Genomic DNA, 11,240 nt, shown 5'->3' on the forward strand with positions numbered 1-11,240 from the left:
CTGAACTGCTGGACCGGCACCTGCACCACCTGCCACCAACCCCTGCCCAGCAGACCCACACCAAGATCAAGACAGACCTAACGGAGTCCTACTAGGGGTTCGAGGTCGAAGCCATGGCGGATGACTTCGACCCCGCACCCCTGTCATGAAGCGGCTCGAGGCCCTCGAGCGATTGTCCGGCTCGCTGCACCCGGCGCTGGAAGACACGGTGCGTACCAACTTCGCCCTGGGTGATTACGAGACGGCCTGCTTCGCCACGATGAAGGCGGTCGAAGTTGCGGTCCGGGACGCTTCCGGGCTCGACAACTCCTTGGTCGGCGTGAAGTTGATGCGCGCGGCGTTCCAGCCGCACCAGAACGGCAAGGCCGGTGGCCCACTTGCCGATGCGGAAGCTGAGGGTGGTGAGCAGGAGGCCGCTTCCGCGCTGTTCGCCGGCGCGATGGGCGCGTACAAGAACCCGGCCAGCCATCGCACCGTCAACTTTGACGACCCGATCGAAGCGGCTGAGATCATTCAACGAGGCGCAGGCGGCTTGGTGTGGCCATGCCGGCTGGCCGGCTGGCCGACTCCGGCAAGGGAGGGCGGGTGTCTCAGTCGACGATGACGGCCATCTTGCCAAGCGCGTCACCTGCTTCCATGACCCGGTGCGCTTCGACGATCTCGTCGAAATGGAAGATCCGCGCCGGCCTTGCCGGCAAGGCTCCTGACTCGACCTTGGAGTAGATCGCGTCCAATGGAACGTCAGCGAGCGGAAAATCGGGGCTGCCCAGGACGAAGGCGCTGCCGAAGAAGCTGAGCTGTACGCCGGTGGGAAGATCGGTGATCGGGTTGAAGTCGCGTACCGGCTCGAAGCCCCCGAGGAAGCCGAGTTGGCAGACCCGGCCGCGGGGGCGGACCGTGGCCAGGGAGTCGCGCAGGACGCTGTTGCCTACGAGATCGAACACCGCGTCAACGGTGCGGTTGCTCCTGCTGACCTGGGCGGCCAGGTGACCGTCGTCGATGAGGACGTCCTCGGCGCCGAGTTCCTTCAGGAGCGGCGCGTGCGCGGGGTTGCGGGTGGTCGCGAGTACTCTCGCGCCGTGGTCGACGGCGAGGTTGACGGCGGCCTGGCCAAGGGAGGACGTCGCTCCGCGCACCAGGACCCGCTCGCCGGGGCGCAGGTCGAGGTTGTCGAACAACCCGTTCCACGCTGTCGCGTAGACCTCGGGCACCGCCGCCAGCTCGGCCCATCCCAGTGACGAGTTCACCGCGGCTACGTTGGTGGCCGGTACGGTGACCAGCTCGGCGTAGCTGCCGTTTCGGGTGCGGCCCATGCCGCCGAGGATCGCCACGACTCGGGTTCCGGGGGCGAGTTGGCCCGAGGGGTCGGCCTCGACCAGTCCGGCGCACTCGATCCCCGGGACGGCCGCGACATCACCCCAGGTGCCTGCGCGCATGTATGCCTCGGCGTGGTTGAGGCCGAATGCCTTGACCCGGATCAGCACCTCTCCCTGCGCGGGCACGGGGTCGGGCAGGTCGGTGATGTGCAGCATCTCGGGAGCGCCGTAGACGGAGATGACGATGGCCTTCATGGATCAGGCTCCATTCTTGAATAATGATTCAACTATTGGGTCCGAAAAAAGAGCCACCGCATGCGGTGGCCCCTGGGTGGAGCCGTCAGGCGAGGACGGCGAAGGCGTTGTCGGCGATGGCGCACAGTACCGTCTCGTCGGGATTGGCCTTCCCTACAACCATCAGCCCCTGGCACGTCGCAACCAGCAGCTTGGCGTTGCCGGCCGGGTCCACCGAGGCGCGCACCTCGCCGGCGTCACGAGCGTTGCGAAGGGCTGTGGCCATGCACTGCTCCAGGCGGGCCAGGTGGCCGCGTACGACGGCGGCGGCCTCGTCGTCCTCGGCCGCGTTCTCGATCGCGGTGTTCACCAGCAGGCACCCCTGGCGACCCTCCGGACTGAGCAGGTCGCTCACCAATCCGTCGAAGTAGCCGCGTAGCGCGGCCAGTGAGGCGCCGGGCGCCGCTAGCTCGCCCAGCTTCTGAGGAACGACCAACTTGGAATACCGCTCCAGCGACTTCAGGAACAGTGTGCGCTTGCCGCCGGGGAACGCGCTGTAGAGACTGCCGGGCTTCACCCCGGTCGCCCTCACGAGATCCTCGATGGAGGTGGCCCGATAGCCCTGCCACCAGAACCGCAGCATGGCCTGGTCCAGCACGGCGTCAGGGTCGAACTCTCGTGGTCGGGGCATGGCACGAAAATACATGAGTGACCATTCAAGAACAAGCCCGGCACCACCCCGCCTTCTGTCGACTGCTGTACCGGCCGATCGCACGCCACCTCGGCTCACCCCGGGGTCAGCACGTCGGCCGGCTCGGGCGGAGCCGCCTCGTGGGTGTGGGAGTCATCGTCGGCCCGGTCCGTAGCGCGACGCCCTTGGAACCGTCACCGCCATCCCCGAGCCGGCCGGCCAGCCCGTCTGCAAGCCGGGCGGAGCCGCTCAGTGCGCGCCGCTCATCGCACAGCAACGCCGCAGGCGGCCCTGACAGCGATGACCAACCGGTCCAAGGAGACGACCGGCTACGTCGCCCACCACCTGAAGATCGCCGGAAGGCTTGATCAGCTGTTCACCGAGGACGCCCACACGCTGATCCACACGACCTCGCGCGGCTACCCCCGGGGCGGTCAACAACCTGTCCCTGGGGGCCCTCCTCGCCGCGTTCGCCACCGGCAAGAGCCTCGTCGACGAGGCCGCCGCCCGTGCATCCGTGAGCGAGGTGGTCCCCGACTGACAGCTCGTCCCGTGTGGCCGGGATGTGGCAGCCGGGCTTGCGGACCGAGCACCGGGTTTGCAGGCTTCGCTTCATACCAGCAGGAAGGAATGCCAACCATGATCCTCCCCAAGGTCAGGGACCGTCGCTTCGTGACGATCCGCCGCGGTGGCACCCTCACCGATTCGGATCACCATCTCCTCGCCCTTTGGGCGGCAGCCTGCGCGGAGCACGTCCTTGACCTCTTCGAGTCGGCTCAGCCAGAGGACCCACGGCCGCGCCAGGCGATCGGGCATGCCCGCGCCTGGGTGCGTGGCGAGGTCAAGATGATGCAGGCCCGCGCGGCGGGCGGCCATGCAATGGGTGCGGCCCGAGACCTGCACGGCGCAGCACGGCATGCCGCCTATGCCGCCGGCCAAGCCGCAGTCGTCGCACACGTTGCCGCGCACGAGCTCGGTGCGGCTGCCTATGCGATCAAGGCCGCACGCGCTGCCGCTCCAAAGGGCGAGAGCGAGGCTGCAGGACGGCTCGAGTGCCAGTGGCAGCGCGACCAGCTCCCGGAAGCGATTCGCGAACTCGTAGTTGACGACCAGCGATTGCGGAACGACATCTGCTGGTCGGTGTTTGACTGCGGAGGCTGATCCACCGGCACCTAGCCGAAGAAGACGACACCTCACCGACGACGGCCCCGCCGGAACACCAACGGCGGGGCGTCGCCGTCAGGGTTCATCGGCATCGTGAACGCCGTCTTCGTCGGCAATTTCGACGCCGCGCCACAGGGTGGTGTCGGTGTCAGGCTGCCACTGAGGGGTGGGTGGTGGTTGAGGTCCAGTCGGGGGGGATGATGAGTACGGGTGCTGTTGCGTGCTGCAGACAGTATCGGTCGGCTGCGGGACGCAGCCGGGCGAATGCCTGTCGGTGGTGCTGGGCGATGACCAGCAGGTCGTGCGGGCGGTGGGCGAGGTCGGCCAGGACCGGGCCGAGGAGGCCGCGTTCCACTCGGTGTTCTACTGTCAGGTCGTCGGGGAGGCCGGCGTGTTCGCAGGCGGTGTCGAGTATGTTCTGTGCCGTTGCCTTGTACGAGGTGTCCAGTTCGGGGCAGGGGTATGTGCGCTCGACGATGTCGCCTCCGTAGGGGCTCCACACTGTGACGGCCACGAGGACAGCATTGCGCCGGCTGGCTTCTTCGGCCGCGTACCGCAGTGCGGCGACGCCCCTCTCGTGGTGGTTGACGCCGACGATGACGCGTCCTTGGTGATGGTTTCGTTCGTTTGGCATGACACTCTCGCTTCACCTGCTGAGCGGGCTCGGACGGTTGCTGTCACGACGCTAGGGCCGGCCCGTGATGCGGCGGGTCCTGCATGTGGAGGAACGGGTGGATGACTTTGGTGTCGTCTCCTGTTCGGGGCCACCGCGGCCGCCGGCGCGGGCGGCCCGGGGGCCCGGCGCCTTCGACGTCGGCGGCGGCATGCCCCGCCGGCGGGTCTTGCGTTCGTTTTGCAGGACAGCGCAGTCACCTGTTGGGTAGGGGTGATCAGGCAGTCTCCGCGCCTACGCCGAAGCTTCTTGGGACGCGGAAAATCCCTCGCTCGACGGGGGGTGGATGACGTGCTGTCGTCTCCTCCCGGTGCTCGGGCGGGGTGAACCGGTGCCGGCCAGCCTCGCCGCAGCAGGGGAGCGGTTACTCCCGGCCCGGGGTGGGCGTCGGGCTGGGGGCGGATGTTCCTGGCCCCGGGAGGCGTCCGGGCGCGTGGAAAGACGGCCGGCGACGGTCGGCCGGTCGCGGCCGGCGGTGAAGCGTCGTATCGCGGTGGTGCGGTGAGACGGACGATGAGTTTGGACGTGCACGATCGGGCCGCCGGGCGGGGAGCGCGGGCGGGCCGGGAATGTGGAGGTGCAGGCATGCCGGACGCCACACCGCACTCCCGGGGCGGCGAGGGCGAGGAACCCGGTCCCGCACCCGGTCCCGGTTCTGCCGAGCCTGCCGGTACTGCCGGTCCTGCCGAGCCTGAACCTGTCGGTCCTGCCGGTCCTGCCGAACCTGGTCCTGCCGGTCCTGCGGGGCCTGTGGGTTCTGCCGGTTCGGCTGCTGCGTCGGGGACGGTCCGCTCGGTGCGTCTGGGGGTGTTGCTGGCGTTGGTCGGCGGTGGTCTGGATGCGTACACCTTCATCAGCCGTGGGGGAGTGTTCGCCAATGCGCAGAGCGGCAATGTCGTTCTGCTGGGTATCGCGGCCGCGCAGCGGCACTGGCGGGAGGCACTGGAGCATGTCCCGTCGATTCTTGCCTTCGTGGCCGGTGTGCTGGTCGCCGAGACGCTGCAGCGGCCGCGGGTAGCGGCAGTGCTGCGCTGGCCGGCCTGCGCGGCCATGGTGCTGGAACTTGTCGTGCTGGCCGTGGTCGGCCTGATCCCCGCGAGTGCGCCGGACGCACTCGTCACCGTCCTTGTCGCGTTCATGGCCTCGGTGCAGATGTCCACCTTCCGCACGCTTGTCGACTCGGTCTACAACAGCACGATGACCACAGGGAATCTCCGTTCGGCCATGCAGAACGCGTACGCGGCGGTGGCCGGCCGGGACGCAGACGCCAGGCGCCGGGCGGGCCAGTTCGCCGGGGTGATCCTCGCGTTCCTCGCGGGGGCGTTCGGCGGTGGCTGGCTGACTCTTGCCTGGGGGGTGCGCGCGGTCTGGGCGGCGTGCGTTGTGCTGGCGGTGGGGCTGGCCCTTTTCGTGCATGAGGAGCGCGTGGCGCGCAGGCTGCGCGAGGCCGTGCGCTGACTCTCGTTCCTGTCCGCTGTGCGGCGCGGGCCGGTGCCGCCGTGAAAAGGGCCGGAGACCGGCCGGGTGCTGCAGTCGTGGCGGGGCCGGATCTGCCCCCTGTTTTCACGGTGTCCCGGTGTTTCGCCGGATTCCCGGCGGCTTTGGCTGCCGCGGGGTGGCGGGGTGGCGGGGTGGCGGGGCGGTGGCGGTGTGGGGGTGTGGGTGGTCAGGTGGTGTCGCGGCCGGGGTGTGCATGGCGGCGCTGCACCCTCACACGTACGGTGGGAGAGGGTGGGGCAGGAAGATCACATCGTCGGCGTGCCGTGCCGACCGGGAGTCAGGACCTGAGCCGGATGGCGAGGCGGCGCCGGGCAGAAGGGTGGAGCGGTATGCCTTTCACACCCGGACAGGCCCTCGTGGTGTACGGGATCACGGGTGACCTTGCGCGGAAGAAACTGATCCCGGCGCTGTACCGGCTGGCGCGGCGTGGTCTGCTGAATGTCCCGGTCGTGGGGGTGAGCAGGGCCGAGGACACACTGGGCAAGTTCCAGGCTCAGGTACGCGACAGTATTGCCGCGGCCTACGAGACACGGGACGAGCAGGCCAGTCAGGCGCTGGCGGAACAGATCACGCTGGTCAACGGCGACATGGAGGAGCAGGACCTCTACCGTCGTATCGGACGCCAGCTGGGGCCGGATGTCTTCGCCGTGCACTATCTGGCCGTTCCTCCGGCACTGTTCGAGCAGATCGCGCACGGGCTTGCGTCGGCCGGGCTGGCGGGCCGTGGCCGTCTGGTGGTGGAAAAGCCGTTCGGCCGTGACCATGCCTCGGCCAGCCGGCTGAATCGTGAGCTGCTGCAGTACTTCCCGGAGGGCCGTCTCAGGCGGGTCGATCACTTCCTGGGCAAGGACGCCGTGCAGGACATCATGGCCTTCCGTTTTGCCAACAGTCTTCTGGAGCCGGTGTGGAACCGGTCCCATGTGGCATCGGTCCAGATCACCATGGCCGAGGCGTTCGGTGTCCAGGGCCGCGGCAGTTTCTATGACGCGGTGGGCACGGTGCGGGATGTGCTGCAGAACCATCTGCTGCAGGTCCTTGCCTACCTGACGATGGAGCCTCCCGCCCAGGCCTCGGCCGAGGCCCAGCGCGCCGAGAAGCCCCGTGTGCTGCGCTGTGTGCGCACCCTCTCGCCCCACGACGCCGTACTGGGCCAGTACCGGGGATACCTGGGCACGCCGGGCGTGGCCGCTGATTCCGTCACCGAGACCTATGTCGCGGTGCGGCTGTGGATCGACAACTGGCGGTGGGCCGATGTGCCTTTCGCGATACGGGCGGGCAAGAGCCTGGCCGCCACGGCCACGGAGATAGCCGTCGAGTTCCACCGGCCCCCGCGCATGCTGTTCCTGTCGCCGACGGCGGGGCGGCCGGAGGCAAATATCGTCCGTTTCCGGCTGCAGCCGGATCCTGCGGTCCTCTTCGACCTGCAGGCGAAATCGCGCGGGCAGACGGATACCACCAGCCCGGTCCGTGTCTCGGTCGATCTCGCCGAAGCGCTCGGGCCCATGGAAGCGCCCTATGAACGCATCCTGGCCGACGCACTCTCCGGCGAGGTCCGCACCTTCGCCCGCCAGGACACCGTCGAAGAAGCCTGGCGCATCGTCGATCCCGTACTGCAGACACCCCTTGGCCCTCACCCCTATACACCCGGCAGTTGGGGCCCGGCGGCCGCGGACGGCTTGACCCGTGAGGGGCATTGGCTGCCCTTGTCCACCGACCCCCGCTGACACCCCCGGACCGACGCGACACCGCTCTGCCCCCCCGGACCGGTGAGGCACCCGTCGGCCCCCGGGATCGACGCGACGCCCGTCCGGCCCCCCCGGGACGGGCGAGGTGTCCATCCGGCCCCCGGGACCGGCGAGGCGCGGCCCTTGCCCGGCGCGGCGGATACTGCCGCTCCGGCGGCGCGCCAGGATGCCGCCCGTCACGGCGCCCGGCTGGCTGAACACCAGAGCGGGGCCGTCGCGCCGGCCGCTGGCGCCGGGCCGCGCGAAGTGCCGCCGATCCCCCCGCCCTGCCCGCAGTCCGTGCTTTCGGGCCGGTCGTACCTTCCTTACGGTCCTTGAGGTCACCCTGCGCGTCAGCCGAACGGGGAACTGCCTGGTGCGCCGCGGGACCGGATAGTAGATCTCATGAGTGCCATCCGACGTCAGAGCGCCATGCTTGCGCTGGCCGGTGTCGCGGCAGCCGCCCTCGTGGCCTGCGGCTCCTTTCGTGCCGCGGGCAGCGGCCCCACCCGGGCGGGCACGGCCGTGGCCGGCGACGCGACGGCCGAGCAGGCCCTGGGAAATCTGGTCAGGCTCGCCGGTGAGCGCGTGAAGACCGCGGACACGGTCGCCGCGGCGAAATGGGGCACCCCCCAGCCCGTCGACGACCCGGCCCGGGAACGGGCCGTCCTGGACAGCGCGAGCGCCAAGGCCGCCCGGCTCGGCATCGACCAGGCCACCGTCCGGCGGATCTTCGAGGACCAGATCACGGCGAACAAGGCCGTCCAGCGGGCACTCTACGCACAGTGGCGAGCCCGGCCCGCCGAGCGGCCGACCCAGCGCCCCGACCTCGCCGTCCAGGTCCGCCCGGTCCTGGACCGCATCGACAGCCGGCTGCTCACCGCCATCCAGCAGGCCCAGCCCCTGCTTACCCGTCCGGGGTGCGGCGCGGCACTGAACCGGTACAAGGCGGCGACCGTACGCGCCATGGGCCTGGACGCCGTCCACCAGGGCGGCCTCGACCAGGCCCTCGCCCGCATCTGCCCGGCCTGACAGCCCTGGCACCACCACCCGCAGTCACGACAGCGAGGCACCCATGACGGCCTTTGTCGTCCAGCCCGAGCACTACGACGTCGCCCGCCTGCGCGGCCACTGCGGCGGCCCGTCGTGGGACATCGAACCCACCCGGACGGCGCTGCTCGCCCACGATCTGCAGCCCCACTACCTCCACCCGCTCTCCGCGCAGGCCCGCCGCTTCCTTCTCACACAGGCGACGCGCGTCCTGGCCTGGGCCGATGACCACCAGGTCCCCGTCCTGGCCAGCGGCCCACGCCCGGCTTCCCACCTCACCCAGCGCGGGCTGCTGGGCACTTGCTGGGGGATGGGCCTGTCCCCCGCCCAGGCCGCCCAGGTCGCCCTGCCCAGGCTCGCCGCGGCTGATGTCACCCGCATCGCCAAGCGCAGCTACAGCGCCTTCTATGCGAGCGATCTGGAGACGGAGTTGCGCCGGCGGGGCTGTGATCAGTTGATCGTGATCGGTGTTTACGCCAGCCACGGGATCCTGGCCACGAGCCTGGACGCGGTCGCCCGCGACATCCAGACGTTCGTGGCTTTCGACGCCACGGCCGACTACACGGCCCGCCGTCACGCTGCGGCCCTGGACCTGATCGCCACCATGAGCGGGCGCGTTCTGGCCGGTGAGGACCTGCTCCGGGTACAGCCCGCCCGCTGAAACCCGGCACCCGCCATGCGGGGTCTGCCGTGCGGGTGCGGTCTGCCAGGCCGGGCCGCGCGGGGAAGCGGCTGCCGGGCCGGGCTCCTTTGCCGGGATGTCTGCTGCGTCACGGCGTCCGCGACGGGCGGCCCGGCATCCTCCACTGATGCACCACTGGAACAGTTAGGGCAGAACCATACATTGGACGGATGGGTCCGGTGCTTCCTACGGTCGGAGCATGTCTCTCACCGACCCCCAGGCACCCACCGCCCCCGGCACCGCACCCGCCGCCCCGGGCACCGCCCCCACTGTCCTCGGCGCCGCACCTACCGCCCCGGGCGCCGCTCCCACCGCCCCGGGTACCGCTCCCACCGCCCCGGGGAGCGCTCCTGCGGGTCCGGGCGCTGCTCCTGCGGGTGCGGGGGCCGCTCCTGGCGGTTCTGCGGGTGCGGCCGGTTGTCGGTTGGCTCCGGGTGTTGCCGGTTATCGCCGGATGAGTGTGGCTCTCTTCGTTGCGGGTGTGGCGACGTTTGCGATGTTGTATTCCACGCAGGCCCTGCTGCCGCTGATCTCCGGCGAGTTCGGGGTGGCGGCGAGCGAGGCGAGCTGGACGGTGGCGGCGGCCACCGGCGCTCTGGCGCTGTTCGTGCTGCCGATGAGCGCCCTGTCGGAGCGCTTCGGCCGCCGTACGGTGATGACGGCCTCGCTGGCGGTCGCGGTGGGCGTCGGCCTGCTGGTGCCCTTCGCACCCTCCATCGGCACGCTGGTGGTGCTGCGGGCGGTGCAGGGTGCTGCGCTGGCGGGTGTGCCGGCTTCGGCGACGGCGTATCTGGCTGAGGAGGTCCAGCCTGGGGCACTGGTGTCGGCGGTCGGCCTGTTCGTGGCCGGGAACGGGTTCGGCGGGATGAGCGGCCGGGTGATCAGCGGCTGGGTCGCGCAGGAGTGGGGCTGGCGGGTCGCCGTCGGTGTGATCGGCGTGATCGCGGTGGCCTGCGCCCTGGCCTTTTGGCTGCTGCTGCCGGCGCCCAGGCACTTCACACCGGGCTCCCTGCGCCCGCGTGTCCTGCTCGGCACGGTCCGTGACCATCTCTCCGATCCGCTGCTGCGCCGCCTGTACGTGACCGGCGCGCTGTTCATGACGGTGTTCGGCGGCGTGTACACGGTGATCGGCTACCGCCTGAGCGAGGCGCCGTTCTCTCTCCCGCAGGGCATCATCGGCTCGGTCTTCCTGGTCTACCTGGTGGGCACGGTCTCGGCGTCGACCGCGGGCCGGCTGGTGGGCCGGCTGGGCCGGCGGGGCGCGCTGTACCTGGCGGGCGGTACGACGGCTTCGGGTCTGCTGCTGTCCCTGGCCCAGTCCCTTCCGCTGGTCGTGCTGGGTCTGGTCCTGATCACCGCCGGTTTCTTCGCGGGGCACGCCATCGCCTCGTCGGCGGTCAGCAAGAGGGCCGTTCACGGCCGGGCCCAGGCCTCCGCCCTGTACCAGTCGGCGTACTACATCGGCTCCAGCGCCGGCAGCACGGTCGGCGCGACGGCCTTCCACGCGGGCGGCTGGTCCGGCACGGTCACCGTGGGCCTGCTCGCGGTTCTCGGCGTCGTGACGGTGACGGTCCTCGGCTCGCGGGCGGCCCGCCGGACAGCCCGCCGGGCCGGACCCGCCGTCCGCTGAGCACCCGCCCGCATTCCCCACCCGCATTCCCCACCCGCGCCCGCCCGCATCCCCCCTCACCCCTCCTCTTCCCCTCTCCGCCCTCTTGCCTTCTCGTCCTCTTCCCGTCCTCCCGAGTCCCGCTGCCGGCGGCCGGGGAAGGCAGAAGCGGGCAAGGAAACCCCCACCGCGCCGTCCGCTCACCACGCCTGCTCGCCGCGCTGTCCCCTGACCGTGTTGTGTGGCTGGTTTGTTGTTGGTGGTGGGGGGTTGTTGGGGGTGGGGGGTTATTCGAGGAGGCCGCGGCGCATGGCTTCGGCGACGGCTGCGGCTCGGTCGGAGACTTTGAGTTTTTCGTAGAGGCGTTGGGCGTGTGTTTTGACGGTGCTGGTGCCGAGGAAGAGTTCTTGGGCGATCTGGGGGATGGAGAGTCCGCGGGCCATGCCGTTGAGGACTTGGTGTTCTCGTTCGCTGAGGGCGGGTGTGTTCTGGGTTCGTCTCATGCGGATTTCGTCGGCGAGGCCGCCGGTCACTTCGGGTGGTACGACGGTCTGTCCGCGTGCGATGGCGCGGACGGCGTCGACGACTTCGGAGCGT

The 11,240-nt window shown here is 70.1% G+C and carries 11 protein-coding genes; 7 read left to right on the plus strand and 4 right to left on the minus strand.

The genetic code is table 11. The annotated features are described in order from the left end of the window. The first annotated feature begins 145 nt into the window (after positions 1–145). Positions 146–604 (plus strand): TIGR02391 family protein, encoded by a 459-nt coding sequence (locus ACIRU3_RS38580; RefSeq protein ID WP_404066923.1) that lies wholly within the window; start codon positions 146–148, stop codon positions 602–604. Here the strand turns inward: ACIRU3_RS38580 and ACIRU3_RS38585 are convergent. Continuing rightward, positions 591–1,571 (minus strand): zinc-binding dehydrogenase, encoded by a 981-nt coding sequence (locus ACIRU3_RS38585; protein WP_404066926.1) that lies wholly within the window; start codon positions 1,569–1,571, stop codon positions 591–593. The genes ACIRU3_RS38580 and ACIRU3_RS38585 overlap by 14 nt on opposite strands. A gap of 85 nt (positions 1,572–1,656) precedes the next feature. Next, positions 1,657–2,241 (minus strand): TetR/AcrR family transcriptional regulator, encoded by a 585-nt coding sequence (locus tag ACIRU3_RS38590; protein ID WP_404066929.1) that lies wholly within the window; start codon positions 2,239–2,241, stop codon positions 1,657–1,659. A 639-nt stretch (positions 2,242–2,880) separates the two neighbouring features. Here ACIRU3_RS38590 and ACIRU3_RS38595 point away from each other — a divergent pair. Further along, entirely contained in the window at positions 2,881–3,402 is a 522-nt protein-coding gene (locus tag ACIRU3_RS38595) for a putative immunity protein (protein ID WP_404066931.1), read from the plus strand. Positions 3,403–3,553: 151 nt separating this feature from the next. On the opposite strand, the gene ACIRU3_RS38600 is transcribed toward ACIRU3_RS38595, so the two are convergent. Further along, positions 3,554–4,039, minus strand: a complete 486-nt coding sequence (locus tag ACIRU3_RS38600; RefSeq protein WP_404066934.1) for a universal stress protein — start codon at positions 4,037–4,039, stop codon at positions 3,554–3,556. A gap of 834 nt (positions 4,040–4,873) precedes the next feature. On the opposite strand from ACIRU3_RS38600, the gene ACIRU3_RS38605 reads away from it, so the two are divergent. The 5 genes from ACIRU3_RS38605 to ACIRU3_RS38625 all read left to right on the plus strand — a co-directional run bounded on the left by ACIRU3_RS38605 (position 4,874) and on the right by ACIRU3_RS38625 (position 10,664). Continuing rightward, the gene (locus ACIRU3_RS38605) at positions 4,874–5,536 is read left to right on the plus strand and encodes a YoaK family protein (RefSeq protein WP_404066936.1); all 663 of its coding nucleotides are present in this window, start codon (positions 4,874–4,876) and stop codon (positions 5,534–5,536) included. A 371-nt stretch (positions 5,537–5,907) separates the two neighbouring features. Next, positions 5,908–7,302 carry a glucose-6-phosphate dehydrogenase gene (gene zwf, locus ACIRU3_RS38610; RefSeq protein ID WP_404066939.1) on the plus strand — a complete coding sequence of 465 codons (1,395 nt, stop codon included), beginning with the start codon at positions 5,908–5,910 and terminating at the stop codon, positions 7,300–7,302. Between the two features lie 405 nt (positions 7,303–7,707). Beyond that, positions 7,708–8,334: a chorismate mutase gene (locus ACIRU3_RS38615; protein WP_404066942.1), complete on the plus strand. Its 627-nt coding sequence runs from the start codon at positions 7,708–7,710 to the stop codon at positions 8,332–8,334. Between the two features lie 43 nt (positions 8,335–8,377). Then, positions 8,378–9,013: an isochorismatase family protein gene (locus ACIRU3_RS38620; RefSeq protein WP_404066944.1), complete on the plus strand. Its 636-nt coding sequence runs from the start codon at positions 8,378–8,380 to the stop codon at positions 9,011–9,013. Between the two features lie 220 nt (positions 9,014–9,233). After that, the gene (locus ACIRU3_RS38625; RefSeq protein WP_404066947.1) at positions 9,234–10,664 is read left to right on the plus strand and encodes an MFS transporter; all 1,431 of its coding nucleotides are present in this window, start codon (positions 9,234–9,236) and stop codon (positions 10,662–10,664) included. A 266-nt stretch (positions 10,665–10,930) separates the two neighbouring features. On the opposite strand, the gene ACIRU3_RS38630 is transcribed toward ACIRU3_RS38625, so the two are convergent. Next, positions 10,931–11,240, minus strand: a 310-nt coding sequence (locus ACIRU3_RS38630; protein WP_404066949.1) for a response regulator transcription factor, incomplete at its 5' end; no start/stop codon positions are given.

It is taken from the genome of Streptomyces sp. NPDC101151 (assembly GCF_044768335.1).
Taxonomy (GTDB): domain Bacteria; phylum Actinomycetota; class Actinomycetes; order Streptomycetales; family Streptomycetaceae; genus Streptomyces.